The sequence below is a fragment of the Pseudomonas sp. NLJ1 genome (genome assembly GCF_049486705.1).
In the GTDB taxonomy this organism is placed as follows: Bacteria; Pseudomonadota; Gammaproteobacteria; order Pseudomonadales; family Pseudomonadaceae; genus Aquipseudomonas; species Aquipseudomonas inefficax.
In genome coordinates this window covers 2,618,742-2,643,089 of sequence record NZ_CP137735.1, presented here as the reverse complement: position 1 = coordinate 2,643,089, position 24,348 = coordinate 2,618,742, and the positions used below count along the sequence as shown (strand labels likewise).

Annotated in this window: 23 protein-coding genes; 11 read left to right on the top strand and 12 right to left on the bottom strand. The window is 64.2% G+C overall.

Translation table 11 applies throughout. From position 1 onward, the window contains the following. The first annotated feature begins 236 nt into the window (after positions 1-236). Entirely contained in the window at positions 237-866 is a 630-nt protein-coding gene (gene ycaC / locus R9B85_RS11830; protein ID WP_013974760.1) for an isochorismate family cysteine hydrolase YcaC, read from the top strand. A gap of 481 nt (positions 867-1,347) precedes the next feature. Here the strand turns inward: ycaC (R9B85_RS11830) and R9B85_RS11825 are convergent, their stop codons facing one another. The 3 genes from R9B85_RS11825 to R9B85_RS11815 form a co-directional block, all read right to left on the bottom strand. Continuing rightward, positions 1,348-1,641: a hypothetical protein gene (locus R9B85_RS11825; protein ID WP_085601142.1), complete on the bottom strand. Its 294-nt coding sequence runs from the start codon at positions 1,639-1,641 to the stop codon at positions 1,348-1,350. A 412-nt stretch (positions 1,642-2,053) separates the two neighbouring features. Beyond that, positions 2,054-3,841, bottom strand: a complete 1,788-nt coding sequence (locus R9B85_RS11820; protein WP_112249893.1) for a monovalent cation:proton antiporter-2 (CPA2) family protein — start codon at positions 3,839-3,841, stop codon at positions 2,054-2,056. Between the two features lie 242 nt (positions 3,842-4,083). Continuing rightward, the gene (locus R9B85_RS11815) at positions 4,084-5,055 is read right to left on the bottom strand and encodes a GlxA family transcriptional regulator (protein WP_112249891.1); all 972 of its coding nucleotides are present in this window, start codon (positions 5,053-5,055) and stop codon (positions 4,084-4,086) included. A gap of 137 nt (positions 5,056-5,192) precedes the next feature. Here R9B85_RS11815 and R9B85_RS11810 point away from each other — a divergent pair, with 137 nt between their 5' ends. Next, a complete protein-coding gene (locus tag R9B85_RS11810) occupies positions 5,193-5,555 on the top strand; it encodes a helix-turn-helix domain-containing protein (protein ID WP_423771033.1) in 363 nt (120 codons plus the stop codon). Positions 5,556-5,628: 73 nt separating this feature from the next. After that, entirely contained in the window at positions 5,629-6,255 is a 627-nt protein-coding gene (gene ycaC / locus R9B85_RS11805) for an isochorismate family cysteine hydrolase YcaC (RefSeq protein WP_144175718.1), read from the top strand. 117 nt (positions 6,256-6,372) lie between these two features. Here the strand turns inward: ycaC (R9B85_RS11805) and R9B85_RS11800 are convergent, their stop codons facing one another. Beyond that, positions 6,373-11,421 (bottom strand): trifunctional serine/threonine-protein kinase/ATP-binding protein/sensor histidine kinase, encoded by a 5,049-nt coding sequence (locus R9B85_RS11800; protein WP_423771032.1) that lies wholly within the window; start codon positions 11,419-11,421, stop codon positions 6,373-6,375. A 238-nt stretch (positions 11,422-11,659) separates the two neighbouring features. Here R9B85_RS11800 and R9B85_RS11795 point away from each other — a divergent pair, with 238 nt between their 5' ends. Together R9B85_RS11795 and R9B85_RS11790 are read left to right on the top strand one after the other, a co-directional pair. Further along, complete coding sequence (locus tag R9B85_RS11795) at positions 11,660-12,652, top strand: response regulator (RefSeq protein ID WP_112249883.1); 993 nt, start codon at positions 11,660-11,662, stop codon at positions 12,650-12,652. Next, the gene (locus R9B85_RS11790; RefSeq protein ID WP_215520543.1) at positions 12,649-13,017 is read left to right on the top strand and encodes a response regulator transcription factor; all 369 of its coding nucleotides are present in this window, start codon (positions 12,649-12,651) and stop codon (positions 13,015-13,017) included. The genes R9B85_RS11795 and R9B85_RS11790 overlap by 4 nt, the downstream gene beginning before the upstream one ends. A 123-nt stretch (positions 13,018-13,140) precedes the next feature. Here the strand turns inward: R9B85_RS11790 and R9B85_RS11785 are convergent, their stop codons facing one another. Then, positions 13,141-14,631 carry a YifB family Mg chelatase-like AAA ATPase gene (locus R9B85_RS11785; RefSeq protein ID WP_207877041.1) on the bottom strand — a complete coding sequence of 497 codons (1,491 nt, stop codon included), beginning with the start codon at positions 14,629-14,631 and terminating at the stop codon, positions 13,141-13,143. Between the two features lie 139 nt (positions 14,632-14,770). Beyond that, positions 14,771-15,037, bottom strand: coding sequence for an accessory factor UbiK family protein (locus R9B85_RS11780; protein WP_207877043.1), 267 nt, complete (start codon positions 15,035-15,037; stop codon positions 14,771-14,773). A gap of 515 nt (positions 15,038-15,552) precedes the next feature. Between R9B85_RS11780 and glnK the strand changes: the two genes are divergently transcribed. The 3 genes from glnK (at position 15,553) to sutA (ending at position 18,028) form a co-directional block, all read left to right on the top strand. Next, positions 15,553-15,891 carry a P-II family nitrogen regulator gene (glnK, locus tag R9B85_RS11775; protein WP_002555808.1) on the top strand — a complete coding sequence of 113 codons (339 nt, stop codon included), beginning with the start codon at positions 15,553-15,555 and terminating at the stop codon, positions 15,889-15,891. 46 nt (positions 15,892-15,937) lie between these two features. Further along, positions 15,938-17,269 carry an ammonium transporter gene (locus tag R9B85_RS11770; RefSeq protein ID WP_112249877.1) on the top strand — a complete coding sequence of 444 codons (1,332 nt, stop codon included), beginning with the start codon at positions 15,938-15,940 and terminating at the stop codon, positions 17,267-17,269. Between the two features lie 429 nt (positions 17,270-17,698). Continuing rightward, entirely contained in the window at positions 17,699-18,028 is a 330-nt protein-coding gene (sutA, locus tag R9B85_RS11765; RefSeq protein WP_112249875.1) for a transcriptional regulator SutA, read from the top strand. Positions 18,029-18,209: 181 nt separating this feature from the next. Here the strand turns inward: sutA and R9B85_RS11760 are convergent, their stop codons facing one another. Genes R9B85_RS11760 through lptM form a run of 6 tightly spaced genes read right to left on the bottom strand, consistent with a single transcriptional unit; the run spans position 18,210 to position 22,829 of the window. Beyond that, a complete protein-coding gene (locus R9B85_RS11760; RefSeq protein WP_112249873.1) occupies positions 18,210-18,905 on the bottom strand; it encodes an HAD family hydrolase in 696 nt (231 codons plus the stop codon). Further along, positions 18,902-19,801 (bottom strand): tyrosine recombinase XerC, encoded by a 900-nt coding sequence (xerC, locus tag R9B85_RS11755; RefSeq protein ID WP_112249871.1) that lies wholly within the window; start codon positions 19,799-19,801, stop codon positions 18,902-18,904. The genes R9B85_RS11760 and xerC overlap by 4 nt, the downstream gene beginning before the upstream one ends. Further along, entirely contained in the window at positions 19,801-20,511 is a 711-nt protein-coding gene (locus tag R9B85_RS11750; protein ID WP_015272252.1) for a DUF484 family protein, read from the bottom strand. The genes xerC and R9B85_RS11750 overlap by 1 nt, the downstream gene beginning before the upstream one ends. A gap of 13 nt (positions 20,512-20,524) precedes the next feature. Beyond that, the gene (gene dapF / locus R9B85_RS11745; RefSeq protein WP_207877046.1) at positions 20,525-21,355 is read right to left on the bottom strand and encodes a diaminopimelate epimerase; all 831 of its coding nucleotides are present in this window, start codon (positions 21,353-21,355) and stop codon (positions 20,525-20,527) included. A gap of 4 nt (positions 21,356-21,359) precedes the next feature. After that, entirely contained in the window at positions 21,360-22,607 is a 1,248-nt protein-coding gene (gene lysA / locus R9B85_RS11740; protein ID WP_063912185.1) for a diaminopimelate decarboxylase, read from the bottom strand. 9 nt (positions 22,608-22,616) lie between these two features. Continuing rightward, complete coding sequence (gene lptM, locus R9B85_RS11735; protein ID WP_112249869.1) at positions 22,617-22,829, bottom strand: LPS translocon maturation chaperone LptM; 213 nt, start codon at positions 22,827-22,829, stop codon at positions 22,617-22,619. Between the two features lie 311 nt (positions 22,830-23,140). On the opposite strand from lptM, the gene cyaY reads away from it, so the two are divergent. The 3 genes from cyaY to rnk all read left to right on the top strand — a co-directional run bounded on the left by cyaY (position 23,141) and on the right by rnk (position 24,257). Next, complete coding sequence (cyaY, locus tag R9B85_RS11730; RefSeq protein WP_051096329.1) at positions 23,141-23,473, top strand: iron donor protein CyaY; 333 nt, start codon at positions 23,141-23,143, stop codon at positions 23,471-23,473. Between the two features lie 2 nt (positions 23,474-23,475). Next, positions 23,476-23,700 (top strand): DUF1289 domain-containing protein, encoded by a 225-nt coding sequence (locus tag R9B85_RS11725; protein WP_112249868.1) that lies wholly within the window; start codon positions 23,476-23,478, stop codon positions 23,698-23,700. Positions 23,701-23,846: 146 nt separating this feature from the next. Beyond that, on the top strand, positions 23,847-24,257 hold the full coding sequence (gene rnk / locus R9B85_RS11720; RefSeq protein ID WP_016712630.1) for a nucleoside diphosphate kinase regulator: 411 nt from the start codon (positions 23,847-23,849) through the stop codon (positions 24,255-24,257). Positions 24,258-24,348 lie beyond the last annotated feature (91 nt).

Sequence of the window (24,348 nt, the reverse complement as noted above, 5' to 3'; positions counted from 1 at the left end):
CTGTGCCGGCCCTTTCGCGGGTAAACCCGCTCCCACAGGTACTGCGCCATCACTGTGGGAGCGGGTTTACCCGCGAAGAGGCCGGCACAGCCCCTGCAAATCTATCGTTCATAAAACAGAACGCTAAAGCCAAATTCTGCTATCTACCGCCACAAAGGTGATGATTTTAATCTGTGCCCATCAACGCGAAACACCCCCGAATGCTGAAAAATTCATAACCCTTAGGAGCACAGACCATGAGCAAATTCACCTACAACCGCCTGAACAAAGACGATGCCGCTGTCCTGCTGGTCGACCACCAGGCTGGCCTGCTGTCCCTGGTCCGTGACATCGAGCCGGACAAGTTCAAGAACAACGTGCTGGCCCTGGCCGACCTGGCCAAGTTCTTCAACCTGCCGACCATCCTCACCACCAGCTTCGAACAAGGCCCCAACGGCCCGCTGGTACCAGAGCTGAAAGCCCTGTTCCCGGACGCCCCGTACATCGCCCGCCCTGGCCAGATCAACGCTTGGGACAACGAAGACTTCGTCAAGGCAGTGAAGGCGACTGGCAAGAAGCAGCTGATCATTGCCGGCGTGGTGACCGAGGTCTGTGTAGCGTTCCCGGCGCTGTCGGCCCTGGAAGAAGAGTTCGAAGTGTTCGTGGTGACCGATGCTTCCGGCACCTTCAACGAAATGACCCGCGATGCTGCCCATGACCGCATGAGCCGCGCCGGCGCGCAAATGATGACCTGGTTCGGCGTGGCCTGTGAGCTGCACCGCGACTGGCGCAACGACATCGAAGGGCTGGCGGCGCTCTGCTCCAACCACATTCCGGATTATCGCAACCTGATTACCAGCTACAACGCGCTGACTGCGGGTAAGTAACACCAAGTAATCTGATGGATGGCTTCTGCAAGGGGGCCATCGTTGACTTGGTCCAGGAGTGTTGTTAGCGTTTCACCTGAGCGCGAAACCAGCTGCCATTCAGCGGCAATAGCTGGCGTAGGAACCCCGTCGATGGCTGAATCATCAGCGTCGGGTGAGACCTCCACACCCCGGCTTGAGGGTGTGTATATGAATATCAAGCACGAGCACAGGGCCACTGGTGACAGTGGCCCTTTTCTTTGCTCGGCAGATAAGCGTACCGCTTGTAAAGCAGTTTTCCGTGGCGATGCTTTCGACTTTCGCGGTGGGGTTGTTGGGGCTCAATGCGATACCTGGCTGCGATCAGTGCGGCCAAGTGAGCCTAGGGAGAAGGGTTTCCTCGAACAATCAGACGGGGATTGACCCGTTTTGTAGGGCGTTTCCTATATTGAGGCGGAGCAGGCCGGTTACCGCAGCCTGCTCTGTGCAAATGCAATGCACTTCAACTTACAGGCTGCGACTCAATCCCATCCAGCAATGCCTCAACCAATCCTTCTGCCATTTCGAGCGCATTCAGGTTGCTCCAGAACAGGCTCTTGCCCGTTTCATCCAGGTGTTCCAGGGCTTTGTAGCCACAGTCGTAGGCGCCGCGCAGGTACTGGGCGACATGCACCAGGGCGTCGTGGGCAGAGACGCCCGGGTTTACTGTGAACAAAGGTGGATGGCCGGCATCGCAGCGGCTGAAAGCGCGCTCTTTGGTGTCGGGAAGAGGTGGATTGGGGACAATTTTTTTCATAGCCAAACTCCGATAGAGGTTGGCCGGCACCATCCGTTTCCACGCGAAGGGTGGCGGCTGCACGCGGGGTGGAAAGCCAGGCTATCGGAACCCCGGCAGGCCATTCGGCCTCCCGCGCGCAGCTGCCATGACAACAGCTATTCCGATTTACCTGCCGGGTTTCCACACCCGATCGCTGAACCGACAGCGACCCGGCAAGCCTAGAGAGCAGGCTTTCCCCGGACAATCAGACGGGCGTCGACACGGTGCGTAGGATAAATCCTCGGGATTGGTGTGACCGTAGGAAATGGTTCGCGGGGAAGTAGGACCTAGCTGAGAATCGGACGATTTTGTGATGGTTTTTTTGTGTTCGCGTAATGGCGGCGCTCGATCTCAAGGGCGCTGCATCTCTACAGTCATGCGCTCGAAATCCTCAATCCGCATCCGAATCAAACAACCGCTCCAACTCAGCCCGGGCCTCCTTGGCCGTCTGCATCACCTTGGCCCGGTCATCACGCACCTGCCCCTGGGCCACCAGCACCTCTTCGTCATGCTGGGTAAACCGCGCAATCCGGTCCGCCGCCTGCGCGTCGCTCAACCCCAACCCCACCAATGCCCGGCGGGTCATCTCCAGGCTGGAGTAGAACGTCTCGCGAATCGGCTCGGCGCCGACATCCGCCAACTTATGCACATGCTGGCGGTTACGCGCGCGGGCCAGCACCTTCAGGTGCGGGTACAGGCGTTTCACCCGTTCCGCCGTGTGAATGGCAGCTTCCGGGTCATCGATAGTGATGATGAAATACTCCGCCTCGCCCACCTTGGCAGCATGCAGCACCTCGGGGCGCAGCGGGTCGCCGTAGAACACTGGTACCTGTTCGAACATGCGGGTCATCTCGATGGTGTCCACCGAGGTTTCCAAGGCAATGAACGGAATCTTCTGTGCCCGCAGGATGCGCGCGACGATTTGGCCCATGCGGCCCATGCCGACAATCACCACCCGTGGCGTGTCAGTCTGGATCTGCTTGTAATGCTCCGGCACCTCACGCGCCGGTTGCGGGCGCTTGAGGGCGCGGGCACAGCCAATCATCAGCAGCGGGGTAATTGCCATCGACAGGGTGATGGTCATCAGCAGCAGGTCGTAGGTCTGGGTATCGAACAGGCCCTGGTCCTTGCCCAGCTTGAACACCACGAAGGCAAATTCGCCACCGGCAGCCAGCACCATGCCCAGGCGCAGGGCGCTGGCGCTGTTCAGGCCACCGGCCAGGCGCCCGACGCCGACCAGCAGTACCAGCTTCACGGCCACCAGCAGCAGGGTCAGGCCCAGCACCACCAACGGCATTTCCAGCAGCAGGTGCAGGTTGGCACCCATGCCGACACTGATGAAGAACAGCCCCAGCAGCAGGCCCTTGAACGGTTCGATCTGCGATTCCAGCTCGTGGCGGTATTCCGAATCGGCCAGCAGCAAGCCGGCGAGGAAGGCACCCAGGGCCATGGAAATGCCGGCTTCTTCCATCAGCCAGGCAGTGCCGATCACCACCAGCAGCGCGGTGGCGGTGGACACTTCCGGCAGGCCGGTGCGGGCCACGGTGCGGAACACCGGGCGCAGCAGGTAGCGGCCACCGACGATGACCACGGCGATGCTGGCGAACACCTTCAGGCCGTGCTCCAGGCTGTCGCCGTGGCTGGTGTCCGGGCCGCTGGCGGCCAGCAGCGGCACCAAGGCAATCAGCGGAATGGCGGCGATGTCCTGGAACAGCAGAATGGCGAACGCCAAACGGCCGTGCGGGGCGTTGAGCTGCTTGCTCTCGGCCAGGCTCTGCAGGCCAAGGGCGGTGGACGACAGCGCCAGGCCCAGGCCGAGCACGATGGCCGCCGGTAGCGTCTGGCTGAAGCCGAACAGGGCGATGGCGCCGATCAGCGCACCGGTCAGCAGCACCTGGGCGGTGCCGACGCCGAACACGGCCTTGCGCATCAGCCACAGGCGCTTGGGCGACAGTTCCAGGCCAATGATGAACAGCAGCAGGACCACGCCCAGCTCGGAAATGTGCGCCACGCTTTCGGTGTCGCGGATCAGGCCCAGCGCCTGCGGGCCGATGATCACGCCGGCGAGCAGGTAGCCGAGCACGGCCCCCAGTTGCAGGCGCTTGGCCAGCGGGACGGCGAGGACAGCGGCAAGCAGGAAGATCACCGCAGTTTGCAGAAGGCTGCCTTCGTGTGGCATTGGCTCGTACTCCATGAGCTGCCGGGGCAGCGTTAGATCAGTTTGACGGACAATTCTGGGGAATTGGGGGGTGCCAGACAATCTGCTGTGGGGAAGACACATTGTCCTGAACAAGGTGACAGTCGTGCTGGCTTCTTCGCGGGTGAACCCGCTCCCACAGGAACAGCGGTGCCTTCAAGCCTGCGCATCCCCTGTGGGAGCGGGTTCACCCGCGAAGAGGCCGGCACAGGAAATCTACATACTCAGCTGCCACCAAACTGCGCCCGATACTGCGCCGGCGTCATGCCAATCCGCTCGCAGAACACCTTGCGCAAATGCCGGTCACTGCCAAACCCGCACTGCGCAGCCACTACCTTCAAGGGCAGGTCGGTGCCTTCCAGCAGCTTGCGCGCCCGGTCGATGCGCGCATTCTGCAGGTACTGCAGCGGCGTGATCCCGACCTCGCGCAGAAACGTCCGGGCAAAGTTGCGCCCGCTCATGGCCACCAGGTCGGCCATTTTCTGCACGGTGAAGGCTTGCTCGATATGGTCGACGATGTACGCCTGCACCCGGGCAATCGGCGAATCGTCCCGTGGTACAGCCGCCAGCAGTGGCCCATAGGGTGTCTGCCCGCCCTGGCGATGGCGGGCGACCAGCAGCACCTTGGCCACTTCCAGGGCCAGTGCCTTGCCATGGTCCTCGGCCACTACCGCCAGTGCCAGGTCGATGCCAGCGGTGATGCCGCCCGAGGTAATCAGGCAACGGTCGATCACATAGATCTGCTCGGTCTCGACCTTGGCCTCGGGAAACGCCTGTGCCAGGCGCTCCACGTAGTTCCAGTGAGTGGTGCAGCGATAGCCATTCAGCAGCCCGGCACGGCCCAGCAGGAATACCCCGGTGCAGATGGCGCCGAAGCGTTTGGCCCGGCGCACGGCTTGGGGCAGCCAGCGTTCGATGCCTGGCAGGGCGATGTCATAGGCCCCTGGGCCGCCTGGTACCAGCAATAGGTCGACGGCGTCCGGCAAATCCTCCAGACGCAGGTCGGCTATCACTTTCAGCCCGCATGAGCCGCGCACCGCCGTTTGCCCCTCGGCCAGCGTCAGCAATCGGTACTGCCGCTCGGCAGGCAAGAACCGGTTGGCGATGGCGAACGCATCCATGGGCCCGGTGACATCCAGCAACAACACATCGTTGAACAGCACCATGGCCACGGTGCGGTGGGCGTTCTGCTGCATGCATCTTGGCTCTATAGCTGAATATGTCATGCATCTTAAGGTATCCAGCCGCACACAATTAAGAACAATTCAGGTTTGCCTCAGGACTTTGTCATGTGCCGAGGGCGAGACTTTCTGCATTGAACAGGAGAGTCGCCATGCACCTCGGGACGCCCCAAGCGCCGCTGCAACCCGCCGGCGCGCTGACGCCTGCGCGGTTGCGCCGGGCCAAGGAACTGATGCTGCACAGCCCGTTGTCGATCATCGAGATCGCCAGCGTGTGCAACCTCACACGCAGCCACTTCTCCCGCGCATTCAAGGTCAACACCGGCCTCTCGCCCCAGGCCTGGCGCCTGCTGGCACGCATGGAAAAGGCCAAGCGGCTGCTCGCCACCGAGGCGCCGATCACCCACGTGAGCCTGGAATGCGGCTTCTGCGACCAGGCCCATTTCACCCGTGCCTTCAGCCGCCTGGTCGGCCAGCCGCCCAAGGCCTGGCGTCAGGCGCAGGCCCATCCTTAAGCCGAAACTATCCGCCGGTATAGCCCCTTGTGGACAGTGCCGGCCCGTTTTCCCAACCCAAGGAGTCACCCCGATGAGCCAACCCGATTACAAGCGCCTGAACAAAGACGACGCCGTGGTGCTGCTGGTCGACCACCAGACCGGCCTGATTTCGCTGGTGCAGGACTTCTCGCCCAACGAGTTCAAGAACAACGTGCTGGCCCTGGGCGACCTGGCCAAGTTCTTCGGCCTGCCGACCATCCTCACCACCAGCTTCGAGCAAGGCCCGAACGGCCCGCTGGTGCCCGAGCTGAAAGAGATGTTCCCGGATGCGCCGTACATTGCCCGCCCAGGCCAGATCAACGCCTGGGACAACGAAGATTTCGTCAAGGCGATCAAGGCCACTGGCCGCAAGCAACTGATCATCGCTGGCGTGGTGACCGATGTGTGCGTGGCGTTCCCGACCTTGTCGGCGCTGGCGGAAGGTTTTGAAGTGTTCGTGGTGACCGATGCTTCGGGCACCTTCAACGAAACCGTGCAGCAGGCGGCCTGGGTGCGCATGACCCAGGCGGGCGCGCAGATGATGAACTGGTTCTCGGTGGCCTGTGAGCTGCACCGCGACTGGCGCAACGACATCGAAGGGCTGGGCAACCTGCTGTCGCAGCGCATCCCCAACTACCGCAACCTGATGAACAGCTATGCGGCCTTGAGCGGCCGTTGATGTAAACCTGTACCGGCCCCTTCGCGGGTAAACCCGCTCCCACAGGAACCGTGCAGTCCTCAGGCTATGCACTTCCCCTGTGGGAGCGGGTTCACCCGCGAAAGGGCCGGTACAGGCTCAAGAATGATTCACAGGCAAAGTGAAGCGAATCCGACACCCCCCCAGCTCCGACACCAGCGCCTGCAACTGCCCGCCATGGGTCTGCACCACCGAGTTGCAGATCGCCAGGCCCATCCCCATGCCGCCGACCTTGGTGGTATGAAACGCCTCGAACACCCGCTCTCTTTCATCCGCTGCAATCCCCGGCCCGTTGTCGTCCACGCAGATTTCCACCCCATCCCCGACCACCGCCGACGCAATCCGCAGCACCCCGTCACTGCGATACCCCGCCAGCGCCTCCAGGGCGTTGGTAATCAGGTTGAACACCAACTGCTGCAATTGCACCGGGTCGGCCATCACGCCTACCCCCGCCTGCAAGCGCATCTGTACATCCACCTTGCCCTTGGCGGCATCGGCCGAGGTCAGGCGCACCACTTCGCGGATCAGCTCGTCCAGCTTCACCACCTTGAGCTGCATCGGCGACTGTTTGGCCAGCGAGCGCAGCGCACGCACGATGTTGGCGGCCCGTTCGCTGTCGTTGCGGATGTCTTCCAGCCCGGCAATCGCCTCTTCCAGGTCGGGTTTGGCGCGTTTCAGCCAGCGCAGGCTGGCAGCGGCGTTGGAGGCGATGCCCAGCAGCGGCTGGCTGATTTCGTGGGCGATGGACGCCGACAGCTCGTTCATCACCTGCAGGTGCGCCGTGCGCGCCAGCTCCGCGCGGGAGCGGCGCAACTCGGCCTCCATCTGCGCACGGGTCTGGTTGTCTTCTGCCAGGCGTGTATAGAACTTGGCGGTCTGCAGCGACACCGCGGCCTGCGAGGCGAGGATCTCCAGCATGGCCAGGCGCTGGCTGCCGAACAGGTTCGGCACCAGGCGGTTTTCCAGGTATACCAGGCCGATCAGCACGCCCTGGATCACCAGCGGCAGGCACAGCACCGAACGGGCGTTGCGCGCCTGTAGCTCCTGGCGGAAAGCCTCCGGGCAATCGCTGAGGGCGTCGTTGAGCACCAGCGGCTTCTTGGTACGCATGGTGGCGTTGATGATCGACAGCGGGGCTTGAGTCATGAACTTCTGGCAGTCGTCCATGCTCACGTGCAGCCCGGCGTCGTCGATGTAGGCGAGGGCAGCCATCTGGAATTCGGCACCGCTGACGATCAGCAGAGCACCGTGGTCGGCGCCGGAATGCTGGGTCAGCTGGCCCATCAGGGTTTCGATCAGGCCCTCGAGCAGCACTTCCTCGGACAGCGCCCGTGCTGCCTCGATGCCGGCTTCCAGGTCGAGCTTGGCCTGGTGGGTGGCGCGGTGTGTTTCCTGGATCGGCTGGGTGCGCAGGAACGGGTGCAGAGCCTCCAGCTGGTGCACCTTGCCGGTCGCGCCCCAGATGTGGAAACAGTCGCGGGCGATGCGCAGGTGCAGGTTGGCGCCGGATATCAGGCCGCTGGGGATACAGACCTCGGCCAGCTGTTCGTGGGCCAGCGCCTGTTCATGGATGAAACCGGCGGCTGTAGCTGCGATCTGTGCCTGGTCGAAGCAGCGGATGGCGGCCAGGCCGTCGCCTTCGAGCTTGGCGATCACGCCTTCGATCAGCAACAGCTTGTTGCGGAAGGTGGCCGGGTTGAAGCCGGCCCAGCGGCCGAAGCGTTCGCGCAGGGCTTGAAGCTCGCGCAGCTTGTCGGCAAGGTTGCCAACGGCTTCGGGGCTGCCCAGGGCCAGGCCGCGGAACAGGTGATAGTCGGCCAGGTTGATGTGCGCCGGTGCCGCCCAGGCGTTGTCGCCGGCCAGTGCCAGATTGCGCATGGCCTGCGGGATGTTGCCCAGGTAGAAGTCGCACATGCCGGCCAGCAGGTACTGAAAGAACCGTGTGGTAGGCGATTTTGAGGCTGCGGCCACGGCCGGGCAGGGCGTGCCGCTCAATTTGGCGACGAACGCTTGCTGGGCCTGCAGGATCTGCTCGACGTCGCCATAACCGTAGCGGCGCACGGTGGCCAGGCCTTGCGCCAGCTCCTCTATAACGTCCGGCAGGTAGCGGCCCATGAACAGCGAATCGGAAACCAGGTGGTTGCAGGCATAGCAGCTCATCGCCAGGTCGCCGCTCAGGCGCCCGGAGTCGACCGCATCCATTGCGGTACGGCGGGCGAACTCCATGGGCGAAGTCCAGGCGCTGACCTGGTCCAGGGCCAGCAGCGCGCTGGTCAGGTCAGCGTCGAAACCGTGCCGCTCTATCAGCTTGAGCGCAGCCAGGCAGCAAGCATGGCCATCATGGTAGGCGCCGAAGCGCTCGGCAATCATCACCCCGTACCAGGCCATGCCGTAGGTGCTGCCCGGGGCGACGCCGTGCAACAGCGACAGCTCCATGAGCTTGGCCAGGTGCAGGAAGCAGATGTCGTCCTTTACGAAAAACGATGACGACAGGGTGGCCAGCAGGCTGATGGCAACTGTCACTTCCTCCGAATCGGTGCGCTGCAGCGACTCCAGGCAGTGCCGGCCTTTCTGTTCCACCAAGGCCTGTACATTGGCATGACTGGCTTCGACCTGTTGCCAGTCGATACCCCGCACCGGGCTTATACCCAGCAAGTCCAGGCCGGATATGGCGCTGTCGATGGCCGCTTGATAGTCGCCGCGCAAGGTGTTCAGCAGTGCCTGCAGGCGGCATACCCGCGCCTGGTCCAACGCCGACCGTGCGCGCTGGCGGCACTCGCTGATGCGGGCCTCGGCCGCGGTCATTCGCGACAGTTGCATGTCGCACTCGGTGGCCATGCAGGCTATGGCAAAGCCATGCGTGGCGCGGCTTTCCAGCGTTGTGCCGCGGTGCAGCAACTGCTCGGCCGTGTGCAGGTAGCCAGCTGCCTGTTCGAAAGCGCCACCGTCGCGTGCACGTGCCGCTGCCTCGCGTAAAAGTTGCAGGAACGCTTCGCAGTCATCTGCTGAAAAGCCGCATGGGCTGGCGCGTTGCAGCTGGTTGGCAAGCTCGAACAGCGCCTCTTGCAGGCGGCCCGGCCCGGCCTGGCGCATGGCCAGGGCAATTCGTGCATGCAGCTGGGCGCGCTCGGGCGCGGGCGTGAGGGCATAGGCGGCTTCCATTACCCGCTCGTGGGCGAAGCCCAGGCCGTTCTGGCCCGATTGCAGGAAACCCGCGCCAATCAAGGCTTTCAACGGTTCGCCGGGCACTTGAAAGAGCACCTGCTGAAGCAGGCGTTCATCGCAGCGGCTGCCCGCCGCGCTGGCCACCCGCAGCAGGTCACGCTGCGGCTCTGGCAGGCGCGCCAGGCGGTGGATCATCAGGTCGGCGACATTGTCGGAATAGCGGTGGCGGGCCACGGCCTTCAGGCACCATGACCAGCGCATGGCCTGGGTGTCGAAGGTGAACAGCTGGTCCTCGACCAGGGCCCGGAGAATCTGATTGATGAAGAACGGGTTGCCCGCCGTCTTTTCGTGCACCAGCTCGGCCACCTGCAATGCGTCCTCGGGGCCGACGTGGTAGCGCTCGCCGATCAGCTCAGCCACCGCGCCCACCGCCAGGGGCCGCAGGTTCAGCGTGGTGCTGCGCACCGCTGTGGGCAGGGCAAGGGGAGTACTGCTGGCTGGCGCATCATTGCGCCGGGCGAAGATCAGCAACAGGTTGCCGGGCGCGTGAGCCAGCAGTTGCGTCAGCAGTTGCTGGCTGGCGTCGTCGACCCACTGCAGGTCATCGAAGAACAGCACCAGCGGCTGGCCGGGGCGGCTGAACACCTGCAGGAATTCGACGATCGCCCGCAGCTCCTTCTGCAGCGCCAGGCGCGTGGGCTTGGCCGGCAATTCGGGCAAGGGGCCGAGGACCAGCTGCAGGTCTGGCGCCAGCTTGCCGAGCAGCCGGCCGTGGCCTTTGATGCGGCGCAGGATCTCGCGGCGCAGGGTGTCGAGGTCCTGGCTGTTCTTGGCCAGCAACTGGGTGGTCAGCGCGCCGAGAATTTCGACCCAGGGTGCGTAGGGCGTGGCCTGGGCAACGCCATTGCACTTGCCGGTGGCCCAGTAACCCTGGGCGTTGGCCTTGAGTGCTGCCTCGACCAGGCTCGATTTGCCCATGCCGGTAGCCCCATTGATGAACAGGGCTTGTGGTTTGCTGTCACGGCTCAGGGGCTTGAGCAGCAGGGCGATGGCCTTCTGCTCGGAGCTGCGGCCATACAGGCGTGCGCGGTCGGGCGTGACCGGGTCGGCACAGCCGGGTTCGAAGGCCTCGATGGACTTGCTGGCGGCCCACTGCCGCTGGCAATGGGCCAGGTCCACCGCCAGGGCGCGGGCAGTCTGGTAGCGGGCGTCCGGTTCTTTTGCCAAGGCCTTGGCCAGGATCCGGCTAAGGGGTTGCGGCACATTGCCGTCCACTTCGCAGGCCGTCCGCGGCTGCACGCCCGCATGCAATTGGCGCCAGTGCTGGGTGTCGCGCCCGGCCAGTGGCAGTTCACCCAGCAGTAGCTGGTAGAGGATCGCGCCCAGGGCATAGATGTCGGTGCGTCGGTCGCTACTGCTGCCGTGCGGGCAGACCTGTTCCGGCGCCAGGTACGCCCAGTTGCCGAGCGGGGTGCCTTGTTCGCTGATCAGCTGCGCCGGGTCGGCGCGAAAGCAGCCCAGCCGCACACGCTGGTTGGCGTGCAGGCACACATGCTCGGGCCGCAGCGCGCCGTGCAGCACATTGCGTTCGTGGGCCTGGGCCAAGGCAGTGGCCGCATTCACCGCAATATCGAGAAACGGCACCAGGGCCGCAGGGCCTTCTGCGATAAGGTCGGCGATGGAGCGGCCGGCCGGATACACCAGGAGCGGGCCTTCGGCCGAACGCACGAACGCAGAGGGGATCACCGCCCACTGCGGGTCGAGTTGCAGGCGGTAGTCACGTTCCAGGCGCTGGCAGGCGGCGGGGGCCTCGCGCGGGGCGCGCACGGCGATCCAGGCCTGATGGGTGGCAGGGTCGCGCAGGCGGAAGTAGCTGAGCTCACCTTCCTGGCCCAGCGCGCGGATGTCGCACCGGTTCAGCCAGCCCTCGTCGATGGACTGGTCGTAATCGATGGGCCTGTGGGCAAGGCGTTCATCGAGCATAAGGTACCCCTGCTAGCGACATCCTGACGCGCGAGTATACGCAGCGGACCCAGCACGGATGCGGGCTGCAGCCTGCTTGGCAGGAACGGGCACGCTGTTGTCCGTTATCGTCCCCTGGGGGCTGACGGGCTTTTGTATAGTCCTCAGGCCAACCTATCCCTCGGGATAATTGTCTGACGGCGTACGCTGGCCTAGGCTGCCCGGGGCTGGGAAACGCCCGTGCCCGCGCGAGGAAGCCATGATCCGAATAGGTAATGCCCATGTGTCGCTGGAGCGGCGCGAAGCCTTTGTTGATGGCAAGCCGATCCTGTTGGGCGGGCGTGCCTTCGAGGTGCTGGCGATGCTGATCAAGGCCAAGGGTCGGGTGGTCGGCAAGGACGAGCTGTTCAGCCAGGTGTGGGCCGGCACGGTGGTCGAGGACAACAACCTGCAGGTGCAGGTGTCCTTGCTACGCAAGGCCTTTGGCGACCGTGGCCTGATCCAGACCGTGCCGCGCCGGGGCTACCGCCTGGCCGCCGAGATCTGCCTCGAGGTGCCTGGCGAGGCGTTGGGCAAATCGCCGCTATGCGACGTGGCCGACGCTGTCGAGCTGTTCGATGAACGCTTGAACGTGCCGGTGCTGGTGGTGGATGACGACCCGTCGGTGCGTGCGGCGTTGGGCCGCCTGCTGCGCTCGCATGACATTCCGCATCATTTGTTCGCCAGTGCCGAGGCGTTGTTCGATGCCCGCCTGGAAACACCCTATGCCTGCCTATTGCTGGACATGCACCTGCCCGATACCAGCGGCCTGGAGGTGCAAGACGCGCTGCGCCGGCTGGCGCTGCCCTGGCCGGTCGTGTTCATGACCGGCTTCGGCACCATCCCGATGACCGTCCAGGCCATGCGTGCCGGGGCCGTGGAATTCCTGACCAAACCGTTCGACGAAGACCAGCTGCTGACACTGCTGCAGGCGGTGCGCAGGCGTGCCGTGGCCGAAGGGCGCAGGTGGCACCATGCGCGGCAGGTCGAGGAAAAGTACCGGCGCCTGACCCAGCGCGAGCGCCAGGTGTTCTCGCTGGTGGTCGGCGGCCTGTCGCACAAGCAGATCGCCAGGCAGATCGGCACCAGCGAGGTGACGACCAAGGTGCACAAGAAGAACATCATGAACAAGATGCAGTCCCGCTCGCTGCTGGAGCTGGTGGCCATGCACAACGTTATCGGGGCGCAGCCTGAGGGCCTGGGCGGCGCATGAGCAGAGCGGTGTGCATCGTCGACGACGATGCGTCGGTGCGCAAAAGCCTGGCAAACCTGCTGCGTTCGGCAGGTTTCGAGACCTTGTCGTTTGCTGCAGGGGACCTGTTCCTGGCCTCGGCACTGGCGCGGCAGGCTGGGTGTGTGCTGCTCGACCTGAGGATGCCGGGGATGGGCGGGCTGGCGGTGCAGCGCGAACTGGCCCGGCTGGAGTGGCATTTGCCGGTGATCTGCATGTCGGCGCATTGGGATGAAGGGGCTGTGCGGGCTGCGATGGCGCTTGGGGCGCTGGCCTGCCTGGGCAAGCCATTTTCCGAAGAGGTGCTGCTGAAGGTTGTTGAAGAGGCTTTGCTGGGCAGCCAGTGATGCCTGTGTCGGCCCTTCGCGGGCTTGCCCGCTCCCACAGGGATCTCCACAACCCTGGAAACTGTGGTGTCTCTTGTGGGAGCGGCCTTGTGTCGCGATGGGCTGCAAGGCAGCCCCGGCAATCTAACTGCTCCCCGGCCGGTACTGCAGGGCCTCGGCCAGATGCGCCCGGCCAATTGCCTGGCTACCTTCCAGATCTGCCAGCGTTCGCGCCACCTTCAGCAACCGGTGTGCCGCGCGCAACGACAGGGTCAGCCGTTCACAGGCCCCCTCCAGCCAAGCCTGGTCCGCCACCGCCAACCCACAATGGCGGCGCAACCCCTGAAGGTCGAGAAACGCATTCGCACACCCTTGCCTCCGTTGTTGCAGTTCACGTGCCTCGGCTACCTTGGCCGCCACATCGGCACTGGTCTCGCCGCAGGGCTGGTTGTTCAGCGTGGTGCTCTCCCGGGCCACGGTCAGGTGCAGGTCGATACGGTCCAGCAATGGCCCGGACAGCTTGTTGCGATACCGCGCGATCTGCTCGGTGCTGCAGCGGCAGCGGCCTGTGGGGTCGCCCAGGTAGCCGCAAGGGCAGGGGTTCATTGCCGCCACCAGCTGGAAGCGTGCGGGGAAACGCACCTTGTCGCGGGCCCGGGCAATCACGATCTCGCCCGATTCCAGCGGCTCGCGCAACACTTCAAGCACACGCCGTTCGAATTCCGGCAATTCATCCAGAAACAGCACGCCATGGTGGGCCAGGGTGATTTCGCCCGGTTGTGGACGGCTGCTGCCGCCGACCAGCGCCGGGCCGGAGGCGGAGTGGTGTGGATGGCGAAAAGGCCGCTGCGGCCAACTGTTCAGAGGCGTATGGCCGCTGACCGACTGGATCGCTGCCACTTCCAGCGCCTCGTGCTCGTCCAGCGGTGGCAGCAGTCCCGGCAGGCGGCTGGCGAGCAAGGTCTTGCCGGTACCGGGAGGCCCGGTGAACAACAGGTTGTGCGCCCCGGCCGCCGCTAGCAGCAGTGCACGCTTGGCCGCCAGTTGCCCCTGCACCTCGCTCAGGTCCGGGTACGGGCGTTGCTGCAGGATCAGGCCGTTGGCGGCATACGGCGGCAACGGCACCTGGCCGTTAAGGTGGGCGACCAGCTCCAGCAGGTGCCCCACCGCATACACCACCAGCCCGCCTGCCAGGCTGGCCTCCTCGGCATTCTCCCGTGGCACCACCAGCGCCCGGCCTGCTTCGCGTGCCGCCAGTGCTGCGGGCAAAACGCCCTGCACCGGGCGCAACTTGCCAGACAGCGCCAGTTCTCCCAGGCATTCGACCTCGGCAAGGGTGGCCGCGGGCACCTGGCCATCGGCGGCGAGGATGCCCAGAGCAATGGCCAAGTCATAGCGCCCGCCATCCTTGGGCAGGTCGGCGGGGGCGAGGTTCTGGGTGATGCGCCGCTGCGGGTAGTTCAAACCGGAGTTGACGATGGCGCTGCGTACCCGGTCCTTGCTCTCTTTGACCGTGGTTTCCGGCAGGCCGACCAGAGTGAGATGGGGCAAACCATTGGCCAGGTGAGTTTCGACGCTGACCGCCGGTGCCTGCACGCCCACCTGGGCGCGGCTGTGGACGAGGGCTAAGGACATGGACGCTCCGTTGTCGCTGAAAAGGGCCGCTTCCTGCGGCTTGGCAAGCATAGCGAGCGCAGCCCGGGCCGGAGCAACAAGTGTGCGTCGTGGTTTTTCAGGCTAGGGCGTTACCCTGTATTTTCATGCCCTTGCGCGCTCATTCATCCTGTGGGGCTGGGTTCAGCCGTGCTTCCAGCTCGGCTAGCTGTTTTTCCAGGGCTTCGAGGCGTGCTCGGGTGCGCGCCAGCACGACCATCTGGCTGTCGAATTCCTCGCGGCTGACCAGGTCGAGCTTGCTGAAGGCACCTTGCATCAGCACCTTGAACTGGCTTTCCAGTTCGGCGCGGGGCTGGGCGGTATCGTTGCTGAACAGGCGCGAGGCCTGGTCGCTCAGGGCGTCGAGAAGGGCTTTGGGCGCGAGCATGGGGCTGTCCATTGATACTGGGAAATGGCCGGCAGTGTAGCACGCATGCATGAGCATCCGGCCTCGTCGCTGGCTGGTGTAGGAGCGGCCTTGTGTCGCGAAAGGGCCGCACAGCGGCCCCAGCGATATCAGTATCCAGGCACAAATCGTCGGGGCGCTTCGCACCCCTATCGCGACACAAGGCCGCTCCTACAGGAAGCAGCGCTCCTCTGAAACTGCACATTTTTCGAGCAATTCGCCAGGTCGGAACGCACCGAAATTGTGCATCTTTCCTATGCTGGCGACTGGCCAATCCCGACTGATTCACATAACTCTCTGTTTTCCCGCGCTTTGACGGAACTGGCAAGGTTTCTGCAAAGACCACTGCGAGCCATGCACTGATGCAGTTCCTTGTGACCAGGCAGTGCGCACGCGGAGCCGGATGCCGACGACGCGTTACAAAGCCAACCGCTGCGCTTAGACTTGAGACGGGTTTGTTTTCCTGGGGCAAGTCCACCAAATCGGGAGAGAGTTTCATGAAGCTAGTCACAGCCATCATCAAGCCGTTCAAGCTGGACGACGTGCGCGAGTCGCTGTCGGAAATCGGCGTGCAGGGCATCACCGTCACTGAAGTCAAAGGCTTCGGTCGGCAGAAGGGCCACACCGAGCTGTATCGCGGTGCTGAATATGTGGTCGATTTCCTGCCCAAGGTGAAGATCGATGTCGCCATCGATGACAAGGACCTTGATCGGGTAATCGAAGCCATCACCAAGGCAGCCAACACCGGCAAGATCGGTGACGGCAAGATTTTCGTGGTGAATCTGGAGCAGGCGATCCGTATCCGTACCGGCGAAACCGATACCGACGCGATCTAAGCAGCAACAAAGCCTCACCAAACCCAACGCCCCAGGAGAAAACAACATGACTCTGCGTAAGATCGCAGGGCTAGGAGCCCTATTGTCCCTCGTAATGCCCGGGCTTGCCCTGGCAGAGGAAGCTGCCCCAGCGCTGAACTCCGGCGACACCGCCTGGATGCTGACCGCAACGGCGCTGGTGCTGTTCATGACCATTCCGGGCCTGGCCCTGTTCTATGGCGGCATGGTGCGTTCCAAGAACGTGCTGTCGGTGATGATGCAGTGCTTTGCAATCACTGGCCTGATGAGCATTCTCTGGGTCGTCTACGGCTACAGCATGGCCTTCGATACCACCGGTATGGAAAAGGGCGTGCTCAACTTCAATTCCTTCGTCGGCGGCTTCTCCAAGGCGTTCCTCAGTGGCGTCACGCCCTCGAACCTGACCTCGGCTGCCGCGCTGTTCCCTGAAGCGGTATTCATCACCTTCCAGATGACCTTCGCCATCATCACCCCGGCACTGATCGTCGGTGCCTTCGCCGAGCGCATGAAGTTCTCTGCGATGCTGGTGTTCATGGGCATCTGGTTCACCCTGGTCTACGCGCCGATCGCGCACATGGTCTGGAGCGGTGACGGCGCACTGATGTGGGACTGGGGCGTGCTGGACTTCGCCGGCGGCACCGTGGTGCACATCAACGCCGGTATCGCGGGCCTGGTCTGCTGCCTGGTTCTGGGCAAGCGCAAGGGCTACCCGACCACCCCTATGGCCCCGCACAACCTGGGCTACACCTTGATGGGCGCTGCCATGCTGTGGGTCGGCTGGTTCGGCTTCAACGCAGGCTCTGCCGCTGCCGCCAACGGCACCGCCGGCATGGCCATGCTGGTGACCCAGATCGCCACCGCCGCTGCGGCCCTTGGCTGGATGTTCGCCGAGTGGATCGGCCACGGTAAACCGAGCGCGCTGGGCATCGCTTCGGGTGTGGTCGCCGGCCTGGTCGCCATCACCCCGGCTGCCGGTACCGTAGGCCCGATGGGTGCCCTGGTGATCGGCCTGGTCTCGGGTGTGGTCTGCTACTTCTGCGCCACCAGCCTCAAGCGCAAGCTCGGCTATGACGACTCGCTGGACGCCTTCGGCGTACACGGCATCGGCGGTATCGTCGGCGCCATCCTCACCGGCGTGTTCGCAGCCCCGGCGCTGGGCGGCTTCGGTGCCGTCACCGACATCGGCATGCAGGTCTGGATCCAGGCCAAGGGCGTGATATTCACCGTGGTCTACACCGCCATCGTCACCTACGTGATCCTCAAGGTGCTGGATGTGGTGATGGGCCTGCGGGTCAGCGAAGAAGAAGAGTCGGTCGGCCTCGACCTGGCTCAGCACAACGAGCGCGGCTACAACCTGTAACTGCGACGCGGTAAAAACTTGCCCGGCTTGCCGGGCATTTTTTTGCCAGATTTTTAGCATTTCCCGCACGGCAAACGGTTTATTCGACACGTTCGCGACGTAGGCGGAAATCTTACAAAACGCAGAGCATTCATGGTGCTTTGCTTTTTCTGCTGGCGCGCTAGAATGCGCGCCGAAGGGTGTTTGACGAGTAGTCCACACGCTTCGCCAGCCTTTGCTAGGCTTGCCAGTAGCGTGTGGCCAGCAGGGGCTAAAGGATTTGTCAGGTCCTGCCAGGAGCAGGGCCTGCTGGGTGCCGCCTCCCATCAGGAGCGCCGACCCTAGGGCAGTGGCCTAACCCACGGCCAGTTGAATTTTCACTGGTGGCTGCCGGTCTACGGCTGCACTGGTCTATAACTAACCTGCTTTTCGCAAGTCATGAGGTAGAACATGAGCGACGACGATCTGGAAAATGATGACCTCGAAGTAGGCGACGAAGACGAGGGTGATGAAGGCCTCGAAGCGGCAGCTGATGACGGCGCCGAAGACGCTGGCGATGACGACAGCAGCCCGGCACCTGCTGCCAAGGGCAAATCCAAGGCCGCAGTCGCGGTAGACGAGATGCCGAGCATGGAAGCCAAGCAGAAGGAGCGTGATGCCCTGGCCAAGGCCATGGAAGAGTTCCTCGCTCGCGGCGGCAAGGTTCAGGAAGTCGAGGCCAACGTGGTCGCAGATCCACCCAAGAAGCCGGACAACAAGTACGGCAGCCGCCCTATCTGAGTGGCTGTTCGCAAGAAAGCCCGCCGTCGCTGCGGGCTTTTTTGTGCCTGCTGGTTTTGTGTTGCCCTTGCCGGCCTCTTCGCGGGTGAACCCGCTCCCACAGGTTCACCACAGGCCTTAGGGCCTGCACGGTCCCTGTGGGAGCGGGTTTACCCGCGAATGGGCCGCGAGGCGGCCCCTGTCAGCGCCAGCGCGCGAGGATGTCGGGTAACTGCGACAGGCGCTGGATCTCGGCGTCCGGCGCCTGTTCGCCTACCCACGCCTTGCCCTGAGGGTTGAACCACACCGCGCGCAGCCCGGCACGTTGGGCGCCGGCGATGTCATCGCCCGGGTGGTCACCGATGTGCACTGCTGCGCTGGCGTCCACGTCACCACGACGCAGGGCTTCGAGGAACGGCGCCGGGTCCGGCTTGCCGATGCCGAGGTCCTCGGCACAGAGGGCAAAGCGAAAATAGTCCGCCAGCCCCAGGCGGCTCACGTCGGCGTTGCCGTTGGTGACCACGCCCAAGGTGTAGTGGTGGCGCAGGATCTCCAGCACCGGCTGCACCTCCGGGAAAATCTCCACCTGGTGGCGGGCATGCAGGAATACTTCGAAGCCTTCGTTGGCCAGTTCCTGCGCGTGTTTTTCGCTGTAGCCGACTTCTTCCAAGGCGTGGAACAGCACTCGTCGGCGCAGGGCGCTGATGCGGTGCTTCAGGCCGGGTTCGGCTTGCACCAGGCGCTCGCGAATGGCGAACAGGTGCTCCACCGGCACGCCGCCGAGAATGGGGGCGTTGGCTTCGAGCCAGTCGCGCAGCACGACTTCCGCGCTGGCAATTACCGGCGCGGTATCCCACAGGGTGTCGTCGAGGTCGAAGGTGATCAGCTTGATGCTCATGAGTCTGTGCCTTTGCTGCGTTTGGCCCGAGGGTGGGCACTGTCGTACACCGCAGCCAGGTGCTGGAAGTCCAGGTGGGTATAGATCTGCGTGGTGCCGATGTCGGCGTGGCCGAGCATCTCCTGCACCGCGCGCAGGTCCTGGGACGATTCCAGCACATGGCTGGCGAAGGAATGGCGAAGCATGTGCGGGTGCAGGTGCTGGCCCAGTTCGCGCTCACCGGCCGCCTTCACCCGTTGCTGAACGGCCCGTGGGCTGATGCGGTTGCCCTGGCGGGTGATGAACACCGCGCGGTCGCGTGGGTTGCCGATGCCGCGCAGGCGGTACCAGGCCTGCAATGCCTCGCGAGCCTTGCGCCCGACCGGCAGCACGCGGGCCTTGCCGCCCTTGCCCAGCACCTGCACCAGGCCGGCGGCAAGGTCGAGGTGATCGAGGTCGAGGTTGGTCAGCTCGGACAGGCGCAGGCCCGACGAATAGAACAGTTCGAGGATGGCCTGGTCGCGACGGGCGATGAAGTCATCGTCGACACCGCCATCGAGCAACTGCAGGGCGCGGTCGGTGTCCAGCACCTTGGGCAGCCGGTGTTCGCCCTTGGGTGCGCTCAGGCCGCTGGCCGGGTCGTGCTGGCACAGGCCTTCGCGGTTCAGGTAGCGGTACAGGCCACGTACCGCCGACAGCAGCCGGGCCAGGCTGCGCGAGGACTGACCGTGGTGGTGCTGACGGGCGATCAGCTGGCGTAGCTGCTGGATCTGCAGCGCCTGCCAACCGGCAATGCCATGTTCCTTGCAGTAGGCGACCACCTTGTCCAGGTCGCGGCGGTAGCCCAGCAGGGTGTGCTCAGACACCTGGCGCTCGTTGCGCAGGTGTGCGCAATAAGCCTCCAGCTGGCGTTCCATCAGCGTACCGGGCGCAAGGTCTGGGTAACGCGAGGCACAACGCGGCCAAGCACCTCGGCAATGTAGCCAAGGAACAGCGTGCCGACGCTGCTCTTGTAGTGTTGCGGGTCGCGGCTGCCGATCGCCAGCACCCCGTGCAAGCCTTGGTATTCCAAGGCTGCCACGGCGCTGGAGCCCACTTCCCGGCGCTGCTCTTCACCGAACAGGAATGCCAGCTCGTGCTCGCGCAAGTTGCCGCTGACCGTCTTGCCGCCGCCCAGCAGGGCACCGATGGCCTGCTGCGCTTCGGCGTTGCTCACCCAGCGCCCGACCGGCGCGACATTTTCGCCGAACAGGATCAGGCTGACGAAGGGCACCTGGAATTCCTGGCGCAGGCTGTCTTCGACCGCCATTACCACTTCTTCCAGGCTGCCAGCATCGAGCAGGTCCAGGATCAGCCGGCGAGTCTTGTCGAACAGCCGGTCGTTGTCGCGGGCCACATCCATCAGTTGCGACAGTCGGTGGCGCATTTCGATGTTGCGGTCGCGCAGCAGCTTGAGCTGGCGCTCGACCAGCGACACGCTGTCGCCACGCTGGTGAGGGATACGCTGTTCGATCAGCAACTCGTCGTGCTCGGCGAAGAAGGTGGGGTGGGCGCGCAGATAGGCGACCACCGCTTCGGCATCGAGCTCGGCGGACTGCTGGGGTACAACCTGGGGCTGATCGGTCATGGCGGTTACTCGCTTAGAGACGAACCTGTCCTTCGTAGACGCGTACGGCTGGGCCGGTCATCAGCACGGGCTTGCCGGGGCCGGCCCATTCGATGTGCAGGCGGCCACCGGGCAGGTCGAGGGACACCGGGGAGTCCATCCAGCCCTGGCTGATCGCCGCTACGGCGGCGGCGCAGGCGCCGGTGCCGCAGGCCTGGGTTTCGCCAGCTCCACGTTCCCAGACGCGCAGGTTGGCGCGGTGGCGGTCGATGACCTGGAGGAAGCCGGCATTCACCCGCTGCGGGAAGCGTGGGTGGTTTTCGATCTTCGGGCCCAGCTGGTGCACAGGGGCGGTGCGCACGTCATCGACACGCAGCACGGCATGCGGGTTACCCATGGACAGGGCGGCAATGGAATGCACCTGGCCGTCGACTTCCAGTGGGTAGTTCAGCGCCTGCTCGTCGGCGACGAAAGGGATTTCGGCAGGGTTGAAGCGCGGTGGGCCCATGTCGACACTGATCTGGCCGTCGTTCTGCACGTCCAGTTCGATGATGCCGCCCTTGGTTTCCACGCGGATGCGCTTTTTCGCGGTCAGGCGCTTGTCCAGCACGAAGCGGGCGAAGCAGCGCGCACCGTTGCCGCACTGCTCGACCTCGGAGCCGTCGGCATTGAAGATGCGGTAACGGAAGTCCACTTCCGGGTTGTTCGGTGCCTCGACGATCAGCAACTGGTCGAAGCCGATGCCGGTGTGGCGGTCACCCCATTGCTTGGCGTGCTTGGGCTGGATGTGCGCGTGCTGGCTGACCAGGTCGAGGACCATGAAGTCGTTGCCCAGCCCATGCATCTTGGTAAAACGCAGCAGCATGGGCTTACTCCGGCAGCAGGCTTTCGCCAGCGTACAATTCGGCGATGGTCTCGCGGCGGCGTACTTCGAAGGCCTGGTCGCCGTCGACCAGGATTTCAGCGCAACGGCCACGGGTGTTGTAGTTGGAGCTCATGACAAAACCATAGGCGCCCGCGGACTGTACGGCCAGCAGGTCACCTTCGGCCAGGTTCAGTACGCGGTCCTTGCCGAGGAAGTCGCCAGTCTCGCAGATCGGGCCGACCAGGTCATAGGCACGGCCTTCCCCTGTGCGTGGCTTGACTGCGCTGACGCCCATCCAGGCCTGGTACAGGGCCGGGCGGATCAGGTCGTTCATCGCCGCATCGATGATGGCGAAATCCTTGTGCTCGGTGTGCTTGAGGTATTCCACGCGGGTCAGCAGGACGCCGGCGTTGGCCACGATGTAGCGGCCCGGCTCGAACACCAAGGCCAGGTCGCGGTCGCCGACGCGCTCGCGGATGGCCTTGATGTAGTCGGCCACCAGCGGCGGCTCCTCATCGCGGTAACGCACGCCGACACCGCCACCCAGGTCCAGGTGGCGCAGGTGGATGCCGCACTCGGCCAAGCGGTCGACCAGCACCAGCAGGCGGTCGAGGGCATCGAGGAAAGGCTCGACGGTGGTCAGTTGCGAACCGATGTGGCAGTCGACACCGACCACTTCCAGGTTCGGCAGCTGCGCGGCGCGCACGTAGATGGCCTCGGCATCGGCGATGGCGATGCCGAACTTGTTCTCTTTCAGGCCGGTGGAGATGTACGGGTGGGTGCCGGCGTCGACATCCGGGTTGACCCGCAGCGAGACCGGGGCAACCTTGCCCATCTCGGCGGCCACCACTTGCAGGCGCTCCAGTTCGTCGGTTGATTCGACGTTGAAGCAGTGCACGCCGACCTCCAGGGCACGGCGCATGTCGTCGCGGGTCTTGCCGACGCCGGAGAACACCACGCGGTCGGCACGGCCGCCAGCGGCCAGCACGCGCTCCAGCTCACCGCCGGAAACGATGTCGAAGCCTGCGCCCAGGCGCGCCAGCACGTTCAGCACGCCGAGGTTGGAGTTGGCCTTTACCGCGAAGCACACCAGGTGCTCGGTGCCTTGCAGGGCGTCGGCGTAGCTGCGGTACTGGGCCTCGATGTGGGCGCGCGAGTACACGTAGGTCGGAGTGCCGTAGCGTTCGGCGATGGCCGACAGGCCCACGCCTTCCGCGAACAGCTCGCCGTCGCGGTAGTTGAAAGCGTTCATCTGGTTTCCTTACTGCGCTGGCGACTGCTCGGGCTCGGACTGCAGCTCGGGCTGCTGCTCCTCTACCGGGGCCGGCTTGGCTTTTGGCTGGTGCTGGTGCGACTTGTGCGCTTTGCCGTTATCGCCGTCTTCAGGCAGATACAGCGGGCCTTTCTGGCCGCAGGCCGAAACGAGGCAGGCAACAGCGACCAGCGCCGCGAAGGAGGAAATCAGGCGCTTCATGGGTGAAATCCTTAGAAAAATGCAGTATTGCGCCCGAGTATACCGAGCGACCGGCGGCTTGCCTATGCAAGGGCCGGCCCGCCGGGCGGGCTATTCTTACCGCCTGCAAGGGGCCCTGTGGGAGCGGGCTTGCCCGCGAACACCGGCAAAGCCGGTGCCACACACCGCGGCGCCTGCTTCGCGGGCATGCCCGCTCCCACAGGCTTTGAGTTCATGCCAGTGAAGGCAACGGCTAAACCTTTGCATTCGGTGGCAAGCGCCCGTATCTTGCCGGGCTTGCCTGTAACGCAGCCAATTTCGAGGTTCCTGCAATGAGTTTGAGTGAAGCGCGTTTCCATGATCTGGTCGACGCTACCCAACAGGCCCTGGAGGACCTGTTCGACGAGAGCGGCCTGGACCTGGACATGGAGAACTCCGCTGGCGTCCTGACCGTCAAGTTCGACAACGGCAGCACGCTGATCTTCAGCCGCCAGGAGCCGCTGCGCCAGCTGTGGCTGGCCGACCGTTCCGGCGGTTTCCACTTCGACTACGACGAAGACAGCGGCAAGTGGGTATGCGAGAAGAGCGAAGAGCTGCTGGGCGAAATGCTCGAGCGCATCGTCTGGGAGCGGGCCGGCGAGAAGCTGGACTTCGACGAGATCTGAACATGAGCAGCCCCCAGGCCCGGCCGCCCAAGCCGCTCTACAGCAACGTCAGCCCCGCAGTGCCGTCGCCCTGCATCAGCGTTTGCCGGCTGGACGAACAGCGGGTCTGCACGGGTTGCCATCGGCATGTCGAGCACATCCGCGAATGGCGTTCGGCCGATGACGAACGGCGCCGGCAGATCTGCCGCGAGGCCCAGGCCCTGCGCGACCAGGCTAAGGCACACTGATCGCAGGGGCTTGAGTATTTACCCGGCTGTGGTAACGTCGAGTTCTGCGTCGGTGACGCCAAAGCCTTCACAAACCCCGCCCTTGGGCGGGGTTTTGCTTTATCTGCACGATGAAAACCGCCTGTTCAAAGGAGTCTGACTGGATCATGAGCACCAAGCCTTCCCTCATCCTCACCCGATTGGACGTACAACGTCTGGAGCGTCTGATCGACAGCCTCGACGAGAGTACGCCGGGTGTGCTCGCCCTGCAGGACGAGCTGGACCGCGCCGAGCAGGTGGTCGGTCACGAGGAAGTTCCGGCAGGCGTAGTGACCATGAACTCGCGCGTGCACTGCCGTGAGGAAGCCAGCGGCAAGGACTACCACCTGACCCTGGTTTACCCGAAGGATGCCGGGCCGGAAGGCAAGGTCTCGATCCTGGCGCCGATCGGTTGTGCCTTGCTCGGGTTGTCGGTGGGCGAGCAGATCGACTGGCCGGCACCGGGGGGCAAGACCCTCAAGCTGAAGCTGCTGGAAGTGGAATACCAGCCGGAAGCGGCGGGCGATTTCGACCTGTAGAATCACGAAGGCATTCACAGGTCCATGACGGACCCTGTGGGAGCGGGTTCACCCGCGAAGCAGGCGACGCGGTGTATGGCACCGGCTTTGC